Origin of the sequence: Variovorax paradoxus (genome assembly GCF_029919115.1) — a bacterium.
GTDB lineage: Bacteria > Pseudomonadota > Gammaproteobacteria > Burkholderiales > Burkholderiaceae_C > Variovorax > Variovorax paradoxus_O.
In genome coordinates this window covers 3347856-3365902 of the sequence record NZ_CP123990.1, presented here as the reverse complement: position 1 = coordinate 3365902, position 18047 = coordinate 3347856, and the positions used below count along the sequence as shown (strand labels likewise).

Below are 18047 nucleotides of genomic sequence, written 5' to 3'. Positions count from 1 at the left end.
CAAAGAGTTCAGGCAAAGAGCTCCGGCAGTTCGCGCAGCGCCTTGGGCGTGAGCGCCAGTTCGCGGCTGTCGAGCGCCTGGCGCACCCAGCCGCGGCGCAGCGACAACTGGAGCCACGCCGCGCCGAGCGCACCGCCCAGATGCGGGCGGCGCTCGCTCCAATCGAGGCAGGCGCAGGCAAAGCGCCGGCGCGAGCGGCGCACCGCATCGATCTCGACACCCAGGCTCTCCAGCGCCACCGCACCTTGAGGCGTGAGTTCGTAAGAACCGCTCTGCAGCCCGCTGAGCCAGCCCTGCGCATGCAACCGGTCATGCAGCGCAACGCCGGCCGTGCCGGCCATGTGGTCGTAGCAGGTGCGCGCGGTGCGCAGCCGGCTCGGCGTGCTCGGCTCGAACGCAGCCGTGCGCGGCGTGCCCGCCACGACCATCAGGCTTTCGAGTGCGGCGGCCACGTTGCCGTCGGCCAGGCGAAAGTAGCGGTGCTTGCCTTGCACCAGCAGTTCGACCAGCCGCTCGTCCTTCAGCCGCGCCAGGTGCGCGCTGGCGGTGGATGCGGCCACTTCGGCCACTGCCGCGAGCTCGGTCGCGGTGCGCGCGTGGCCGTCCATCAGGCAGCTCAGCATGCGTGCGCGCGCGGGTTCGGCAATGGCGCCGGCCAGGCGTGCCAGCTGGACGTCCGCATTTGCGGACATGGCTCCGCGGGGCGGTGAAGGAGTGTTCATCCTGCCATCGTAAAGCGCCGCTGCATCCGACACTTCGCTCATGGGCGAAGTGTGCCGGCCGCTTCGGTTGCACACTGCGCGGCATGAATCCAAGCTTCTCTTCTTCCTTCGGCATGCCCGCCGATCCGGTCGCGGCCGTCACGCATGCCGACCCCTATCCCTTCTACGAAACCCTGCGTGCCGGGCCGCCGCTCGCGTGGAACGAAAACCTCCGCCTCTGGGTTGCGAGCCGCGCCGACGTTATAGAAGCACTGCTGCTTTCGCCAGGCGCCTTGCGGGTCCGGCCGGTTGCAGAACCGGTGCCGCGCGAGATTGCCGGCAGCCCCGCGGGCGAGGTGTTCGGCCACCTAGTGCGAATGAACGACGGCCCGGCGCACACGGCGCACAAGCCGGCACTGCAGCGCGCACTGGCCGGAATGGATCTGAACGCCGCGCATGCCGATGCGCTGCAGGTTGCGCGGCTCGTGCCCGAGGAGCCCCTGTCGGATGCCTTGTTTGCCATGCCCATCCAGGCAGTGGCCCACCTGCTCGGCTTTGCCTCCGAAACGCTGCCGCAAGTCACCGTTTGGATGCGTGACTTTGTCGCGTGCCTTTCGCCGCTGTCGACCGAGGCGCAATTGCAGCGCGCCAGCGGCGCAGCCGATGCATTGATGACGCGATTCGAAGCCTTGGCTGCAATCGCGCCACCGCGGCACGGCACGCTGCTGGCGGCTGTGCTTTCGGAAGGCGCAGCGGGTTCGCCGCCTTCGCGAGCGTTGCTTGCCAACCTGGTCGGCCTGCTGTCGCAGACCTGCGATGCAACGGCCGGGCTGCTGGGCAACAGCCTTGTCGTGCTGATGCGCGAGCCCGACCTGCGCGCTGCCGCACGCACGCAAGGCGGCTTGCATGCCATCGTGGAGGAAACGGCGCGACACGACCCCGCGGTGCAGAACACGCGGCGCTTCGTGGCGGAGCCCGTCACTATGGCGGGCGTGCAGTTGGGTGCAGGCGAGGCGGTGCTGCTGGTTCTGGCTTCGGCCAACAGGGACCCCGAATTCAACGCCGAGCCCGACCGCTTCATGCCCATTCGCACGCGGCGGCGCATGCTGGGCTTCGGACACGGAGTGCACGCCTGCCCCGGCCAGGCGCTGGCCTGCACCCTCGCGGCCGCCGGGCTCGAGGCACTGCTCGCGCGAGGCCTCGACCTGGACGCCCTGCGAGAGCGCGGCTGGCACTACAGGCCTTCGGCCAACGCCCGCATTCCGGTCTTCGCCTGAAGCCTGGCTTCAGCCTACCCAACGGCCCGTGCGGGCCAGGTGCGGCGACAGTTCGGCGCCGCCCCAGCGCAGCGGCAGCGCGCCCCGACGCCGCAGCACTTGCTCGACACGCAGGCGCAGCAGACGTTCGGCGCCTTCGAAAGCAGCGACCTCGGGGCCGTCCCACACGATTTCCGCAGTGGCCGACACATGCAGCAGGTCGCCGTTCTCGAAATCGATGAACAGCAGCCCCGCGCGCGGATGAACCGACAGGTTGCCCAGCGTGTTGAAGAAGCGGTTGCCGGTGAAGTCGGGCACGGTGAGCACGCCGTCTTCGCCGACCCGCACGAAGCCCGGCAGCCCGCCGCGGTGCGATACGTCCACACCCTGCGCAGCCGGATCGGCTTCGTCGCCAGCAGCCGCATGCTGCGGCAATGCCGATGCGATGAAGAAGGTGTCGGCGCGCCCGATGAGCGCGCGCGCCGCATCGTCGAGGCCGTCGAGCCGCTCTGCCGGCGCGTCCGTCAGACCCGCCGCAAACAACGGCTCGCGCGCCTGGATGTACTTGGGGCAATTGCCGAAGCTCTGCTGCACCTCCACCGTGAAGCCCGTGGCATCGATTGCCTCGACATTGCCATTCATGCGATTGCGCCGGCGTGTGTGCGGCTGTATGCCGAGCAGGCCGAGCGATGCACCTTGTGCCAGCTGTGCCGCCAGCGGATCGTCCGCCGTGGGCAGCGCATCGATGCGCAAATGCGTCGGGTCCGGAGAATGCGCAAAGCCCGGCGGAGCCGCCAGCACGCTGGCCCAGGGCTGCAGCTGCGCATCCATGCTGCCGACGACGAGGAACGGCAGTTGCGCGAAGAACTCGCGATGCTGGTCGGGCATGAAGTCGCGAATCACGCGCGAACCGGCCGCGGCCATGACCTCGCGCGAACCCGCCAGCGTTTGCAACGCGCGTTCGCCTGCGTGGAACGGTGCGGCAATCATGCGGCCGCCGCAAGCCCGATGGGCGTACGCACCATGGGCACGAAGCCTGGCAACGCCTCGATGCGTTCGAGCCAGCCGCGCAACTGCGGATACGGCTCGAGCGACACGCTGCCCTCCGGCGCATGCGCCACATAGGCATAGTTGGAAAGGTCCGCCAGCGTGACCGACGGGCCCGCAAGAAAAGCCTCGCGCTGCAGGTGCGTCTCCATGACCGACAGCAGCAGGTGCGAGCGCGACACCGTTTCGGCCGGGTCCACCGGCAGCCCGAACAGCGCCACCACGCGTGCTGCCGCCGGGCCGTACGCCAGCGGCCCCGCCGCCACCGAGAACCACCGCTGCACGCGCGCCGCACCCACCGGATCGCGCGGCATCCACCGGGCCGGATCGGCGGCATAGCGCTCGTTCAGGTACACCAGGATCGCATTTGAATCGGCCAGCGTGACATCGCCGTCTTCAATGACCGGAACCTGGCCGAAGGGATTGCGCGCGAGGAATTCCGGCGTGCGCGTGGCCTTCTTGCGAAGGTCGAGCTCGATGAACTCGGCGGGTAGCCCTAGCAGCGAGAGAAAAAGCCGCACGCGGTGCACGTGGCCCGAGATCGGCGTGCCATAGAGCTTGATGGGCTGCGCGGGAAGGCGGGCGGCTGCGGTGCTTGCGTGCATGTGAATTCCTCGAAGGGCTGTGGGATGGCAGTATTCTTTTCTAATCCGATAAATGAATGAATAGCCTTTGGCGGATTTCACTGCTGCGTTTTTCGGTTTAATAATCCCGCCATGGACCGCTTCAAAGCCATGCAGACCTTCGTGGAGATTGCCGAACAGGGCAGCCTCACCCGCGCCGCCGAATCGCTGGGCAGCTCGCTGCCCGCCGTGGTCCGCTCGCTCGCGGCACTGGAGGCGCACCTGGGCGTGCGGCTTTTTCACCGCACCACGCGCCGCCTGTCGCTCACCGAGGAGGGCCGCCATTACCTGGCCAGTGCACGCGAGGTGCTGCTCGCGGCCGACGCGGCCGACCTCGCGCTCAAGGCCGAAGCCCACGAGCCGGCAGGCCAGCTCACCATTACCGCCCCCGTGCTCTTCGGCCACATGTACGTGGGGCCCGCCATAACGCGCTTCATGAAGCGCTACGACAAGGTGCGCTGCAGCGTGCTGCTGTACGACCGCACGGTGAACCTGCTGGAAGAAAACATCGACATCGGCATTCGCATCAGCCCGCTGCAGGATTCGTCGCTGGTGGCCCAGACGCTCGGCACCATCCGGCGCGTGGTGGCGGCCAGTCCCGACTTTCTTGCGCAGCACGGCACGCCGCGGCATCCGCGCGACCTGGCCGGCGCTCCGTGCGTGCGCGGCCGCATCGACGCACCGCCCCAATGGCAGTTTCACGAAGGCGGCAAGACCGTGAGCGTGACGCCGAGCAACCGCCTGGAGTTCAACCACCTCGCGCCCGCCGTGGAGGCTTGTGCGGCGGGCATGGGCTTTGGCACCTTCTTTTCTTACCAGGTGCTGCCGTATGTGGCGCAAGGGCGGCTGAAGCTGGTGCTCGAAGACTACGAACCGCCACCTCGGCCGGTGAGCGTGATCTACCCCAGCGCGCGCCTGCTGCCGGCCCGAACACGGGCTTTCATCGACTGGATGAAGACCGAGTTCAGCGGCATGCGGATGTAGGACGCGGCGCCGGTTGCTCCGAACTCGGCGGGGCTGTCCATCGGATGAACCGATGGCGGCAGGTTTCGCGTGCCTGGGCCAGAATGGCCGGCGTGCAATCTTCCTCTTCCACCCCCCTCTTCCACGCCAGCCATCTCCTCAAGCGCTATGGCAGCACCACGGTCGTCGACGATCTGTCGTTCGAGATCGCGCCCGGCGAATGCCTTGGCGTGATCGGCCCGAACGGCGCAGGCAAGACCACCACCATTCGCATGTGCCTGGGCCTGACCACGCCCGACGGCGGCGAGATCTCCGCGCTGGGCTTGCAGATGCCGCGCGATGCGCTGGCCATCAAGGCGCAGCTTGGCGTGGTCTCGCAGTTCGACACGCTCGACCCTGACTTCAGCTGCGCCGAGAACCTGGTGGTGTACGGCCGCTACTTCGGTTTCAGCAAGGCGCAGGTGCGCGAGCGCGTGCCGCAGCTGCTGGAGTTTGCGGCGCTTTCGCACAAGGCAGATGCGAAACCGGGCGAACTGTCGGGCGGCATGCGGCGGCGCCTTTCGCTCGCGCGTTCGCTGGTGAACGACCCGAAGCTGCTGCTGCTCGACGAGCCCACCACCGGGCTCGACCCGCAGGCCCGCCACCTGATGTGGGAGCGGCTGCAGGTGCTGCTGCAGCAGGGCAAGTCGATCCTGCTGACCACGCACTTCATGGACGAGGCCGAGCGCCTGTGCTCCCGCCTGCTGGTGCTCGACCATGGCCGCAAGATTGCCGAAGGACGGCCGCGCGACCTGATTGCCGAGCACCTGGAGCCCGACGTGGTCGAGGTGTATGGCAACGGCGCCCTCTCGCTCGCCGAGTCGCCCGAGCTCAAGGCCCTGGCGGCGCGTGTGGAGGTGAGCGGCGAGACCGTGTTCTTCTACACGCAGGACGCGCGCCGCCTGCTCGATGCGCTGGCGCACCACGGCCGGCTGCGCACCTTTCACCGGCCGGCGAACCTCGAAGACCTTTTTCTCAAGCTCACCGGACGGCAGATTCGCGAGGACGGCTAGCCAATGAACGACATGACGACGACAACGACAGCAGCCGCTCCCCCGGCACCATCCGTATGGCGTGCCCCCGAACTCTCGCTGCGCTGGTGGCCTGTGTTTTTGCGCAACCTGCTCGTGTGGCGCAAGCTCGCGATACCGAGCCTCATCGGCAACATTGCCGAGCCCTTGATCTGGCTCGTGGCTTTCGGCTACGGCATGGGAGCGCTGGTGGGGCAGGTGTCGGTGGATGGCGTGAAGGTGCCGTACATCCTCTTCCTGGCCAGCGGGTCGATCTGCATGAGCGCAATGAACGCCGCGAGCTTCGAGGCGCTGTACTCGGCCTTTTCTCGCATGCATGTGCAGAAGACTTGGGACGGCATCATGAACGCGCCGGTGGGGCTCGACGACATCGTGCTGGCCGAGATGCTGTGGGCTGCATTCAAGTCGATCTTTACGGTGACCGCGATCCTGTTCGTGATGCTCGGGCTGGGGATCAGCCACAGCCCCAAGCTCATCGTTGCGTGGATGGTGCTGATGGGCGCGGGGATCACGTTTTCGTCGATTGCGCTGATCTTCAATGCACTGGCGAAGGGGTATGACTTTTTTACCTATTACTTCACGCTGTTCATGACGCCGATGATGTTCTTGAGTGGGGTGTTCTTTCCTTTGGAGCAGTTGCCTTCTGCCGTGCGTGCTGTGGCGGCTTGGCTGCCGTTGACCAATGCGGTGGCTTTGGTGAGGCCTCTTTTTATGGATCAGTGGCCTGTGGGGTGGTGGCGGCATGCATTGGTGTTGACTGTTTATGCGGTTGCTGCGTTTTGGGTGGCGTTGGGGTTGACTCGGAAGAGGTTCCGGGCTTAACGGGGCTTGGTTTGTTTTCCGAGGCCGGGTGTCGCCCCGGCGGGCGACTCACTTTCTTTGCTTCGCCAATCGGTTTCCAAGCCCCTCTGTATGCGCCGAGGAGCGGAGGGTTTCGCGGATCAGGGCTCGCAGCTGTCTGAGCGAAGCGAGTTCTGCGAGACCCCGCGAAACGGATCAGGGCTCGCAGCTGTCTGAGCGAAGCGAGTTCTGCGAGACCCCGCGAAACACGAGCACCGCAGGTTGCCCGCAGCGCAGCGGAGGGTCGCAGACAGTGGGGTCGCCTTTTCTTTGCTTACTTTCTTTTGGCGAAGCAAAAGAAAGTGAGTTTGCTTACTTTCTTTGGCGAAGCAAAGAAAGTGAGTCGCCCGCCGGGGCGACACCCGGCCTCGGAAAACAAACCAAGCCCACTATCGGCAGGCAAACCGACGCCCTTTACCAGTCCTCTTTCACTGCGAGCACCACGTCCCTGCCTGCGGCAGCCCGTCCCGCCAGCCACGCGGTGACGGTGCCAGCCACCACCACCGCCCCGCAAAGCACCAACAGCCTCCCCCAAGGCACCAGCAAATCCATACTCCAGTGAAAGCTCTGCGGATTCACCACCTTCACCAGCACCACCGAAACCGCCAACCCCAGCAAGAGGCCAGCAACTGCACCAATGGCCGTCCATGCCGCACCTTCACCCGCCACCACCGCCAGCACCTGCCGCCGCGTGAACCCCAGGTGCGCGAGCAGCCCGAACTCCTTGCGCCTTGCCAGCACCTGCGCGCTGAAGCTCGCCGCAATGCCGAAGAGTCCGATGGCAATCGCCACGGCCTGGAGCCAGTAGGTCACCGCAAAGCTGCGATCGAAGATGCGCAGCGAGGTTGCGCGGATCTGCCCGACCGATGAAATCTCGATGCTGGAATCGGACCCGTCGATGCCGCTCGGCCGGCGTGCCGCCAGTTCGCGAATTGCAGCCTGAACCGCGCCTTCCGATGCACCCGGTGCGAGCCACAGCGACACGTCGCTCACCTCGCGCTCGCCCGTCAGCCGTTCGAAGTCGCGCGCGTCCATGGTGATGGCGCCGAACTGCCGCGCGTAGTCGCGCCACACGCCTGCCACGAAGAACGCAGCCGGCGCGGCCCCGCTGGCGGTGCCCAACGCGTTCGACATCGGCGCAAACACGGTGCCCGGCTTCGCGCCGTACAGCTCTACCATCGGCTCGCTCACGTAGATGCCGATCTGCCCGGCCGGCACCGGCAGCGCGGCGCCTACCAGCGGCAGCGCCTGCGAAGCACCACCTTCGAGGGTTCGCGCGATCAGCGTGACGGCGGGTTGCGCGGGGTCCAACTGCAGCGATCGGGTGCGCAGCGTGCCAGTGCGCTCCACGCCCGGCAAGTGCGCCAGCGCCTGCACGAACGCCGGAGAAAAAGTGGCGGTATCGCTGCTGCTCTGCGTGCCCGAATTGGCAGAGCGGCCGCTCGACGTGGCACGCAGATAGAGATCTGCCGGCAGCACCACGTCGAGCCAGCGCGTCACCGAATCGCGAAAGCTCGCGACCATGACCGTGAGCGCGACCGCAAGGCTCAGGCTGGCGACCACGCCGCTGACGGCCACCGCCGCCGTGCCGCGCATGCGCCGTGCGCGCTCGATGGCCAGCATCGGCAGCACGCGTTGCGCAAACGCGGGTGCAATGCGGTCGTACAGCAGCGCAATAAGCCAGGGCAATGCAGTGATGCCGCCCACCAGAAGGCAACCGACCGAGAGATATGCCGCCACCGGAATGCCGCCGACAGCCGGCATGTTGGCCAATGCCGCGCTTGCGGCAATAAGGCCGAGCGCCAGCCAATGGCTCTTGCTTTGGACCGGCGCCGCGCCCAGGCCCTTGAGCGTTTGCGCCTCGGGCAGGGCCTGCGCCGCACGGGCGGGCCACCAGCCGCCCACCAGCGCCGCAAGTACACCCAGCCCGCCGTACAGCAAAGCCGAGCCGCTGCTCCAGTGCAGCGTGGGCGCCACGCCCTGAAAGTAGCCGCCGCCCAGGTCGCCGCCCAGCACCCGCAGCGCAAGGGCCGCGAGCGCGGTGCCCAATGCCAGGCCGGCGGCGCTACCTATCAGGCCAAGCACCAGCGACTCCGCCAGCACAAGGCGCAGCCGCTCGCGCGGCGTGAGGCCCAGCACGCCAAGCAAAGCGAATTGCTGTGCGCGCTTGGCAACGCTGAGCGCCAGCACCGAGAACACCAGGAACGCGCCGGTAAAAAGCGCCACCAGCGCAAGCACCGTCAGGTTGACGCGGTAGGCACGCGAGAGATTGCTCACGCGCTCGGCCGCGTCGCCGGGCTCGGCAAACTGCAGGCCGGCGGGCCAGCCCGACGACTTCTGCAACGAGGCGATGAGAGCCACACGGTCTGTGCCTGGAGCAAGCCTCAAGTCGACGCGGCTGAGCTGGCCGATTCTGTCGAACAGGTCTTGTGCAGCGCCGATATCCATCACCGCGAGCGCGGAGCCGGTGGCCGCCACATGGCCCGCCACTTCGAGCCGCTGCCAGCCGCCGCCGCTTCGCAACTGCACTGTTTCGCCGCCGCCTTCGGCCGCTTGTGCAGGCAGGCCCAGCACATTGCGCGCAGCGGCATTCACAAACACGTGGCCGGGCGCCAGCATTGCAAAGCGGTCGGCATTCTTGTGGGGCTGCGGCATCAACGCCGGCGCAATGGCGGGCAGTGTCAGCGCGTCGACCCCGATCACCCGCATCGGCACCTGCCGTTCATCAACCAGCGCGAAGCCCTGGAACTCGAGCACCGCGCTTGCCAAGGCCACCTGCGGATGCCGGGCAAGCTGCGCGAACACCGCTTCGTCGAAGCTGCCTTGAACCGCGCGCACCTCGAGGTCCGGCTGGCCGTTGACAGACCTCACGGCGCTGGAGAACTCGTCGAGGGCGGAGGCGTTGATGAGCTGCACCGAGAACGCAAGCGCCACGCCCAGCATCACGGCCAATACCGCTGCGGCATTGCGCCAGGGGTGGTGGCGCAGTTCCTGCCAGGAAAAGGTGGTGAGCAAGGCACGCATGCCGCCATTGTGGCCTTTGCCGCAATAGTCGAGTCACTGCCATCTCAACCGGCGCTCTGCATCCGAAAGAGGATGTTTGTCGTCGCGTCCTGCGCACAAGAGCGAAGCTTGTAATCAGCGCGCTAGTTCGAAAAGCTGCTGTGCCATCTCGTGGATCTCATCGCGCATCGCGAGTTGTTCAAGCCAATTCATCGGAATGCCGTGGATGCCGTAGAAGGCGCCTGCGAGTTGACCGCAGATAGCAGCGGTCGTGTCGGCATCATCCCCGAGGTTGGTCGCTGTGAGCACGGCTTCCTCGAACGAATTCGTGTGCGCGAAGCACCAGAGCGCCGCCTCGAGCGACTCGACGCAGTAGCCCGAGCCCTTTATGTGCTCGGAAGATTTCGCCGCATATTCGCCGCGCGCCAAAGCCGCAACCTTGGTGCTCAATGGCTCCAAGGGAGTGGTTGCAAGAATAAAGGCCTTCTCTTGTCCAAGCAGCGCTGCGCGCAATTGCAAGGCAAAGAGGCGAGAGCATTCGATTGCTTCCAGTGCACCGTGCGTGGTTCGTGTGCTCTCTCCGGCTTGCTGCCATGTGGCCTCGGCGCTCGACCTGAAGAACATTGGGACAGGGGCAAGCCGCATCAATGCGCCGTTGCCGGCTGTGCGTGGGTCGGGGTCACCCGCGAACGGTTCGCCCGACGCGAGATAGCGGGTAAGGGCATTCGACACCGCAATTCCAATGTCGAAGCACCGCCCGTTGCTGCTCATGTAGCCTACGTTGCGCCAGTTGCAATAGCGGTTCATCTGATCGACGGCATCGAAGCCGCGACGGTAGATCAGGCTGGCTGCGAGGCACAACGCCATCGACGTATCGTCGGTCCATTCGCCGGGCTCCAGGTCGAAGGGGCCGCCGCCGTGCATGCCGGTCACCGGCGCGAAGCTGCCGCGCGGGCTGAATTCGACGCTCGTGCCCACGGCATCGCCGCAGGCCAAGCCGAGCAGGCAGCCTTGGTAGCGCGCGGCGCTCACCGTATGGTCCTCAGAACATCGCGCGCCGCCATGAGTGCGAAGCCCAACAAGTTGAGGCCGCGCCATTCGAGAGGGTTTTGGGCCGCGGGATCGGTGGCGGCACGGCCGATGCCCCAGATGGCGTCGACCGGACTGGCTTCCACCAGCACCTGATGGCCGGTGCCCAGCAGGAAGGCGCCAAGCGCAGCGTTCTGCGAGAACTTCTCGACATTGCCGTGCGTGACGATATCGAAACGTGCTTCGACCCACGCCGCTTCGTCGAAGTGGTGGATCTCGCGACCAAGCTTCTTGGCTTCGCCAGGTGTGCGCGCCGCGACGATGCGTTCGCAGGTTTCGGTGTCGCCGAACAGGCGTGCCTTGCCGGCCATCATGAAATGCTCCGCTGTGCGATACCTCACGCCGTCGACCGTGAACCCAGCCTCGAACCACTGGCTAAAGCAGCTTCTGTTCACGCCGCTCTGCGGCGCCTGGTGGCCCCAAAACAACAGGTACTCCGGGCGATAGCCGTGCGCGAAGTACGCTGGTAGGTCCTTGGCGCTACGCGGGGTCATGGGTGGATTTGTTGTCATCTTCTTTTCCTCGTGGCTCGATGTCGAGCGGATGCTCCACTGGCAATTGCAGCTCGGAGTTGTCGTCTTGCGCCAGCGGGCGCTGTGCCTCCACAAAGGCGCGCATGTCAATCACTTCGAGCAGCTCTTCTTTTGCGAACTCCGCAAGCGTACGGCCGCGCAGGCCGAGCTGGATCGCACGGCGTTCCAGTTTGTTGCCGCTCGGCGCATGGTCAGGGTCCCATTGCAGGCGCACCTCGGATCGCTCGACCGCCGCCTGCCACGCCTCGCGGCTCCGGAAGTGCGCGGAGTCGAAGGTCGAAGGAACGGCCTCCCGCACCACCCGCTCGAAGAATGCGCGGCGCAGCCGCAGGCCGAGCGTGACTTGCTGGCCTTCCTTGGTGCCCCAGCCGGAGCGATACATCATCCAGAGGAAGTTGGGCTTGATCCAGCTCATGCGCGAAAGACTGAAGTCCGGTCCGTCCAGGCGGCCGTGCCGGAGCGCGTATTCACCGATGGCAGGGCGGTAGGCCTGGTAGACGATGACTGACTGCGCATCGCAATGCGCCAGGATGTGCCTGCCGTTCTGCGGCCAGCGCTCGCGCTGGACCACGTGTCGCTCGGTGGGCAAGGGTGGGGTGGTGTTGTTCATTGTTCTTGGTCCTCTGGTTGTAGTTGTTCTTGATCTTTATTTGTGGCTTTGTGCAACTAATTAAGGGTTGTATAATACAACTAATAGATTCGGAGTCAAGCCATCGTTGTGAATACACCCAAGTCGAACTTTCCCTCGCTGGACTTTCCCCGTCCGTTGGTCACGGTCGACGTGGTGATGTTCACCGTGCTTGACGATGCCCTGCAGGTTTTGCTGGTGCGGCGGCCCCACAACACGGCCGAGCCGTTTCCGGGAAAGTGGGCGCTGCCTGGCGGGTTCGTGAATATCGACGACGATGCGAGCCTGCTCGACTGCGCGCTGCGCAAGCTGCGCGAGAAGACCGGCGTAGTGGCGCCCTATCTCGAACAGCTCGGCAGTTGGGGCGGCGCAGGGCGCGATCCGCGCGGGTGGTCGGCCACGCACTGCTTCTACGCGCTGATTCCGGCGCAGGCGATGCAACTGCGCAGCGGCGCCAATGCCGCGGACGTGGCATGGTTCAAAGTGGAGGCCGCATCGCGCAAGCGGCTGGCTTTCGACCACGGCGAACTGCTTGACGCCGCCATCGCGCGGCTGCGCAGCAAGGTCGAGTACACGTCGCTGCCGGCCTTCCTGCTCGAAGAGCCGTTCACGCTGCCGGCGCTGCAGCACACCTATGAGGTGGTGCTCGGCCGGAGCGTGGACAAGAGCGCCTTTCGCAAGCGCATGCTTGATGGCGGGTTCATGGAAGAGGCGGGCATGCTCACCGGCAGTCTCGGCCGGCCGGCCATGAGCTACCGGCTGCGCGACCGTTCGCAGGCGGCACTGTTTCCGCGGACCTTCAACGCGAAATGATGGGGCGCTCAGAGCCGCTCGGACATCCCATTGAGATATGCGCGCACTGCGGCGCTCGCGCTCAGGCCTATCGCGCGATCGAAGGCCTGGCGCGCGGCGGCACGGGCGCCGCCTGCCGCGAGCAGGTGGCCGCGGGCCGCCCAGAAGGGTTGGTAGCTTGCCACCTCGCCAGCCGCAATGGCATCGAGCGCCTGCAGGCCCACATCGTGGCCGCGCGCCCTGGCAATGGCGCAGGCACGGCTCACCTCGGCGCCGATGCCGGGGCGCAGCGCCAGCAGGTTGTCGTACAGCGCGACCATCGTTTCGGGCGCCACCGGTGCGCCGACGCGGCGCTCGCAATGGGCCGACTGGATGGCGGCTTCCAGTTGGCACGCACCGGGGCTGTTCATGGTCGTTGCCTGCCGCAGATGCTGCTCGGCCTGCGCGAGCAGGTCCGGATCCCAGCCCGCCATGTCCTGCTGGTCGAGCGGCACGTAGGTCCCGGTGTCATTCAGCCGTGCCGCCGCCCGGCTCTCGCTGAACAGCATCAACGCGAGCAGGCCCGGCGGCTCGGGCTCGTTCGGCATCAACCTGCACAAGATGCGGCCGAGCTCGATGGCTTCGGCGGCAAGGCCGCGAGGCAAGGTGTCGGCGCCGTCCACGTCGTCCCAGCCGTTGCCGTACACGGCATGGATGCCTTCGAGCACGTGCTGCAAGCGCTGCGGCAGTTCGCGCGCGTCGGGGTATTCAAAAGAAATGCCCGCGGTGCGGATGCGCGCCTTGGCCCGGACCAGCCGCTGCCCGAGCGTGGAAGGCGACGTGAGAAACGCTCCGGCCATGCGGCCCGCATCGAGCCCGAGCATGGTCTGCAGCATGAGCGGCGCTCGCGCGGCGGCATCGATGGCCGGATGCGCGCACACGAAGAGCAGCCGCAAGCGCTCGTCCGGCAGTGCTGCGGCGTCGACCGTGCCCACATCGACCTCGCCGGCCAGCAGCAGCAGGGCTTGCGTGGCGGCATCCTGGATGCGGGTATGGCGCCAGGCGTCGAGCTTTCGGTGTCGTGCCACGCCCAGCAGCCATGCATCGGGCTGGTCGGGAATGCCGTCGGAAGGCCAGCGCTCGAAGGCCCGCGCAAAGGCCTCCGCGAGCGCGCTTTCCGATGCGGCAATGTCGTGCGTGCGCGCTGAAAGGATCGCGAGCAGCCGCCCATACGATTCGCGCGCCACCCACTCGGCGGCTCGGGGAGCCGCCAGTTCGTTCACGATGCGCCCGGAGTTCCAGTTGCACCGAAGCTGAATTGCATGGTGTTTCTCCGTCGAGGACACGCCTGCCGAGCAAGATTGCTCACCACAATGACGGCTCGCAGCCGGTCATTTCGACATGCGACTTGCATGCCCAACGATTTATTCTTCCCCTGAATATGCGCCGGCGCAATGGCGAATGCCAAGGGCCGTGCGCCGATGAAACTGCCCGGCCCTGCTAGGCGGCCTTGGCCTGCGTGGACGGCGCGAACATCGCTTCCATTTCGGCGCGCAACTGGTAGGCGTGTGTCGAGGTGTCCATGGCAACGTCGGCCCAGCAAAGGCTCTGGCCCTTCTTTACTGCGCGCACCAGCTTGACGTTGTGCGCCAGCCCGAGCGGCAGGCCGCCCAGCCGCATGGAGCGCTCGGCTGGCAGCAGCTTGCCCCAGACGGTGTAGCCGCCTTCGCCATCGAGCATTTCGCCGGGCGCCAGGTCGCGCTTGGCGGTGGCGACCACGTCGGCGTTCCAGCAGGTTGCCACGCCGGTGGGTTCCCCGCGCAAGGCCACGCTGGCCACCGACATGCCGACTTCCAGGCCGATGAGGTGCCACCGCTTGTAGAGCGTGAAGTAGCGGCCGCTCGGGTCGGTGTGGGCGTTGTATTCCTCGAAGCAGTTCTTGATGTAGTCGGTCTCGGCCTCGACCGTGACCCACACACCCATGCGGATGTCGTAGGGAATCTTTCGCCCATTGGCTTCGAGCGACGAAATCACTTCAACCATGCCCTTGCGCTCCAGCACGCCGCCTTCGCTCTGCGGGCGAGTGACAAAGGGAATGTCCTCCACGCTCGCGGGCGGGTAGAGCAGGCCGTCAGAAGGCACGGTCAGGCCGGTGGCGTTGGCCACGGCCGAGCTTTCTATCGAAGGCTTGGAGCCGTCGAGAAAGCTGTTGAACATTTTCGGGTTGAGCCCGCCGCGCAGCGCCTGTTCGGGCGTGAGGCCGTAGTTGCCCCACACCGTTTCCGGCGTCGATTCGGTGAAGTGCGGAAGCCACTTGTGGCCGCGACCGGCCGCCACCACCGGAAAGCCGCAGGTGCGCGCCCAGTCGACCAGGTCGCAGATGAGCGCGGGCTGGTCGCCGAAGGCCAGCGAATAGATCAAACCCGCCTGCTGCGCCTTGCGCGCGAGCAGCGGGCCGCAGAAGGCGTCGGCCTCCACGGTCACGTTCACCACGTGCTTGCCGTGTGCAAAGGCATCCAGGCAATGATCGACCGCGGCCACCGGATTGCCGGTGCACTCGACCACGATGTCGATGGAAGGCTCGCGCGTCACGGCCTGCCAGTCTTCGGTGATCCAGGTGCTGCCGGTCTTCAGCGCCTCCTGCACCGAGCCCGCCCCAGCGCGGGCCGGGTCCCAGCCGACACGTTCGAGATTGACGCGCGCCGCGGCGGGCGAAAGATCGGCAATCGCCACCAGCTGCACGCCGGGCGTGCGCGGAATCTGCGCAAGATACATCGAGCCGAACTTGCCGGCGCCGATCAGGCCGATGCGGATGGGGCGGCCTTCGGCGGCGCGCTGCTGCAGGCGGGTGTAGAGGCTCATGAGCTCAGGCCTCCACGGTGTCGAGAGTTTCGAGTGAAGTCTGCAGCGCGCTTTCGGGCAGGCCGTTCTTCCACGGCACCTCGACCGGGTAGGGCTTCAGCAGGCAATCGTCGGGCAGCATCTCGATGGGCGTGAAGTCGCGGTGCGCGATGTACTCGGGCCGCTTGTGGCGCCGAATATGGTTGCTGACGGCGCACAGGCTCAGGTACACCGCCACGCGGTTGAAGGGCGAAAGGTTGCTGCCCGATGCGTGCACGAGGCAGCTGTGGAACAGGATCATCGAACCGGCGGGGCCCTTGGGCGAAACGATGCCGCCATGCTGGCCGCCGGCACGGTCCACCAACTGGCGGATCAGGTCGTTGTCGACCGTCCAGAGCGGGTAGCTCGTGGTCGTGAGGTCATGTTTCGCATCGACCACGCCCTTGCGGTGGCTGCCCGGAATGAACATCAGCGGGCCGTTGTGCTCGTTCACATCGTCCAGAAAAATGGCGACATTCATCGCGCGCTCGGAGGGCATCAGGTCGTCGTTGAGCCAGGTGCCGTAGTCCTGGTGCCACTGCCACACATCGCCCTCGAAGGCCATCTTGCCGTTGATCTTGAACTGGTGCATGTAGACCTGCTCGTCGAACAGGTCCATCACCGGCTCCACCATGCGCGGGTGGCGTGCCAGCCGCGCGAAGGGTTCGCTGATCAGGTGCGCGGCAAAGTTCGTGCGCACGGCGTCCGAGCCCTTCTCGCGCACGTTGAAGGCCTCTCGCCGGCTGTAGAGCTCGGGCACCGCATCGGTCAGCATCTTCGTCTCTTCGGGTGAAAAGTGGCCGGGAAAGAACAGGTAGCCGTCGCGCTCGAACTGCGCGCGTTGGTCGGGGCTCAACTTCATGCCTTGTCTCCTTTGCGGTGGGTGGTGTGATGGGTGGCCGATGCGGTGCGCGCCAGCTGCTGCGCGAGCCGCCGGCTCAATGCTTCGCTCGCCTGCGCAACGTGTTCTTCGCTCAGCTGCGCGGCACGTTGTGCGTTGCCTGCGGCAATGGCGTCGGCAATGGCCTGGTGCTCGTCCCACAGCGACTCGCGCTGAGGCTCGGCCTGCAGCACGGCGCCCATGGCGCGGCGCAGGTGGCGCCAATGCTGGCCGGCGCTCTGGCCGATGAGCGGATTGCCGGACGCCTCGTAGATGGCCTCATGAAAAGCCATGTCGGCGTCGATCATGGCTTCGACATTGCGCCCGCGCGCCGCGCGGCGGCCACGCTCCATCAGCTTGGGGTCGATGCGAAAGCGCTGTGCCGCGGCAAGCCGGGCGGCCAGCACGTCGAGCGCGCCGCGCACCTGGTAGACCTTGCGCATCCACTCGGCATCGAGCGGCGCCACCAGCACCCCGCGGCCGGGCGCATCGAGCACGAAGCCGTCTTTCTTGAGCAGGCGCAGCGCCTGCAGCACCGGCTGGCGCGACACCGAGAGGCGCTGCGCGATGTCTTCCTGCGTGATGCGCTCGCCGGGCGCGAGCGAGCCGCTGCTGATGGCGCCGAGCAGGGCGCGGTAGACCTGGTCGACGAGGTCGGGCGAGGCTTCGATGCTGACGAGGTGGGCTGGCATGACTGGCTTTCTCTGAACTCTGTATACAGAGTACAAAGATGCGGACTCGGCGTATCCCGGGTTTTTACCCATGGGCCCTGCAAAAAAACGTAAGCCGCCGCTAAGCTCTGCGCATGCAACTACCCACCTACGACGACGTCATTGCCGCGGCCGCGCGGCTCGAAGGCCATGCCCACCGCACGCCTGTGCTGCGCTCGACCACCGCCGACGAGCGCTGGGGCGCGCGGTTCTTCTTCAAGTGCGAGAACTTCCAGCGCATGGGCGCGTTCAAGTTTCGCGGCGCCTTCAATGCGCTCTCCAAGTTCGACGCTGCGCAGCGCAAGGGCGGCGTCATCGCGTTTTCTTCAGGCAACCATGCGCAGGCGATTGCGCTGTCGGCGCGGCTGCTGTCGATGCCCGCGGTGATCGTCATGCCCAAGGACGCGCCCGCCGCCAAGGTGGCGGCCACGAAGGGCTACGGCGCCGAGGTGGTGATGTACGACCGTTTCACCGAAGACCGCGAGGCGCTGACCAGGCAGCTCGCGCAGGACCGCGGCATGACGATGATTCCGCCCTACGACCATCCCGACGTGCTCACGGGCCAGGGCACGGCGGTGAAGGAGCTGATCGAAGAAGCCGGTCCGCTCGACCACTTGTTCGTGTGCCTGGGCGGCGGCGGGCTGCTCTCTGGCTCGGCGTTGTCGGCGCGCGCGCTGTCACCCGATTGCAAGGTCTACGGTGTGGAGCCCGAGGCGGGCAATGACGGCCAGCAGTCGTTTCGCGCGGGAAAGATCGTGCACATCGAAACGCCCAAGACCATCGCCGACGGCGCGCAGACGCAGCATCTGGGCGAATACACCTTCGGCATCATCAAGCGCGACGTGAACGACATCTTTACCGTGACGGACGATCAGCTCGTCGAAGCAATGCGCTTCTTTGCCGAGCGCATGAAGATCGTGGTGGAGCCGACGGGTTGCCTCGCCTTTGCGGGTGCCATTGCCGCGGGCAAGCTCATCGAGGGGCAGCGTGTCGGCATCGTGATCAGCGGCGGCAACGTCGACCTGTCGCGCTACGCAGCCTTGCTAGCCTAGC

General features: G+C 66.3%; 17 protein-coding genes. 6 read left to right on the top strand and 11 right to left on the bottom strand.

What is annotated here, in order from left to right; genetic code table 11:
- Window positions 1-8: 8 nt before the first annotated feature.
- A complete protein-coding gene (locus QHG62_RS16230) occupies window positions 9-692 on the bottom strand; it encodes an ArsR/SmtB family transcription factor (protein WP_281146650.1) in 684 nt (227 codons plus the stop codon).
- A 143-nt stretch (window positions 693-835) separates the two neighbouring features.
- Here QHG62_RS16230 and QHG62_RS16225 point away from each other — a divergent pair, with 143 nt between their 5' ends.
- Window positions 836-1978, top strand: a complete 1143-nt coding sequence (locus QHG62_RS16225) for a cytochrome P450 (RefSeq protein ID WP_281151677.1) — start codon at window positions 836-838, stop codon at window positions 1976-1978.
- A 9-nt stretch (window positions 1979-1987) separates the two neighbouring features.
- On the opposite strand, the gene QHG62_RS16220 is transcribed toward QHG62_RS16225, so the two are convergent.
- Both QHG62_RS16220 and QHG62_RS16215 read right to left on the bottom strand, forming a co-directional pair.
- Window positions 1988-2947: a pyridoxamine 5'-phosphate oxidase family protein gene (locus tag QHG62_RS16220; RefSeq protein ID WP_281146649.1), complete on the bottom strand. Its 960-nt coding sequence runs from the start codon at window positions 2945-2947 to the stop codon at window positions 1988-1990.
- On the bottom strand, window positions 2944-3609 hold the full coding sequence (locus tag QHG62_RS16215; RefSeq protein WP_281146648.1) for a glutathione S-transferase family protein: 666 nt from the start codon (window positions 3607-3609) through the stop codon (window positions 2944-2946). Before QHG62_RS16215 ends, QHG62_RS16220 begins: the two co-directional genes overlap by 4 nt.
- A gap of 111 nt (window positions 3610-3720) precedes the next feature.
- Here QHG62_RS16215 and QHG62_RS16210 point away from each other — a divergent pair, with 111 nt between their 5' ends.
- The 3 genes from QHG62_RS16210 (at window position 3721) to QHG62_RS16200 (ending at window position 6482) form a co-directional block, all read left to right on the top strand.
- The gene (locus tag QHG62_RS16210; protein WP_281146647.1) at window positions 3721-4611 is read left to right on the top strand and encodes a LysR family transcriptional regulator; all 891 of its coding nucleotides are present in this window, start codon (window positions 3721-3723) and stop codon (window positions 4609-4611) included.
- Window positions 4612-4694: 83 nt separating this feature from the next.
- Window positions 4695-5642: an ATP-binding cassette domain-containing protein gene (locus tag QHG62_RS16205; RefSeq protein ID WP_281146646.1), complete on the top strand. Its 948-nt coding sequence runs from the start codon at window positions 4695-4697 to the stop codon at window positions 5640-5642.
- A gap of 3 nt (window positions 5643-5645) precedes the next feature.
- Window positions 5646-6482, top strand: a complete 837-nt coding sequence (locus QHG62_RS16200) for an ABC transporter permease (RefSeq protein WP_281146645.1) — start codon at window positions 5646-5648, stop codon at window positions 6480-6482.
- Window positions 6483-6914: 432 nt separating this feature from the next.
- Here the strand turns inward: QHG62_RS16200 and QHG62_RS16195 are convergent, their stop codons facing one another.
- The 4 genes from QHG62_RS16195 to QHG62_RS16180 form a co-directional block, all read right to left on the bottom strand.
- On the bottom strand, window positions 6915-9524 hold the full coding sequence (locus tag QHG62_RS16195) for an FtsX-like permease family protein (RefSeq protein WP_281146644.1): 2610 nt from the start codon (window positions 9522-9524) through the stop codon (window positions 6915-6917).
- 114 nt (window positions 9525-9638) lie between these two features.
- Window positions 9639-10535, bottom strand: a complete 897-nt coding sequence (locus tag QHG62_RS16190; protein WP_281146643.1) for an ADP-ribosylglycohydrolase family protein — start codon at window positions 10533-10535, stop codon at window positions 9639-9641.
- A complete protein-coding gene (locus tag QHG62_RS16185; RefSeq protein WP_281146642.1) occupies window positions 10532-11086 on the bottom strand; it encodes an NADAR family protein in 555 nt (184 codons plus the stop codon). Before QHG62_RS16185 ends, QHG62_RS16190 begins: the two co-directional genes overlap by 4 nt.
- On the bottom strand, window positions 11073-11735 hold the full coding sequence (locus tag QHG62_RS16180) for a DUF4291 domain-containing protein (protein ID WP_281146641.1): 663 nt from the start codon (window positions 11733-11735) through the stop codon (window positions 11073-11075). The genes QHG62_RS16185 and QHG62_RS16180 overlap by 14 nt, the downstream gene beginning before the upstream one ends.
- Window positions 11736-11912: 177 nt before the next feature.
- Here QHG62_RS16180 and QHG62_RS16175 point away from each other — a divergent pair, with 177 nt between their 5' ends.
- A complete protein-coding gene (locus tag QHG62_RS16175) occupies window positions 11913-12566 on the top strand; it encodes an NUDIX hydrolase (protein WP_281151675.1) in 654 nt (217 codons plus the stop codon).
- An 8-nt stretch (window positions 12567-12574) separates the two neighbouring features.
- Here the strand turns inward: QHG62_RS16175 and QHG62_RS16170 are convergent, their stop codons facing one another.
- The 4 genes from QHG62_RS16170 to QHG62_RS16155 all read right to left on the bottom strand — a co-directional run bounded on the left by QHG62_RS16170 (window position 12575) and on the right by QHG62_RS16155 (window position 16976).
- Complete coding sequence (locus QHG62_RS16170) at window positions 12575-13807, bottom strand: RNA polymerase sigma factor (protein ID WP_281146640.1); 1233 nt, start codon at window positions 13805-13807, stop codon at window positions 12575-12577.
- A gap of 217 nt (window positions 13808-14024) precedes the next feature.
- Window positions 14025-15386, bottom strand: coding sequence for an NAD(P)H-dependent oxidoreductase (locus QHG62_RS16165; RefSeq protein ID WP_281146639.1), 1362 nt, complete (start codon window positions 15384-15386; stop codon window positions 14025-14027).
- Window positions 15387-15390: 4 nt separating this feature from the next.
- Window positions 15391-16266, bottom strand: a complete 876-nt coding sequence (locus QHG62_RS16160) for a phytanoyl-CoA dioxygenase family protein (RefSeq protein WP_281146638.1) — start codon at window positions 16264-16266, stop codon at window positions 15391-15393.
- The gene (locus QHG62_RS16155; RefSeq protein ID WP_281146637.1) at window positions 16263-16976 is read right to left on the bottom strand and encodes a GntR family transcriptional regulator; all 714 of its coding nucleotides are present in this window, start codon (window positions 16974-16976) and stop codon (window positions 16263-16265) included. Before QHG62_RS16155 ends, QHG62_RS16160 begins: the two co-directional genes overlap by 4 nt.
- A 113-nt stretch (window positions 16977-17089) precedes the next feature.
- Between QHG62_RS16155 and QHG62_RS16150 the strand changes: the two genes are divergently transcribed.
- Complete coding sequence (locus tag QHG62_RS16150; protein WP_281146636.1) at window positions 17090-18046, top strand: threo-3-hydroxy-L-aspartate ammonia-lyase; 957 nt, start codon at window positions 17090-17092, stop codon at window positions 18044-18046.
- The last annotated feature ends 1 nt before the right edge of the window (window position 18047 follow it).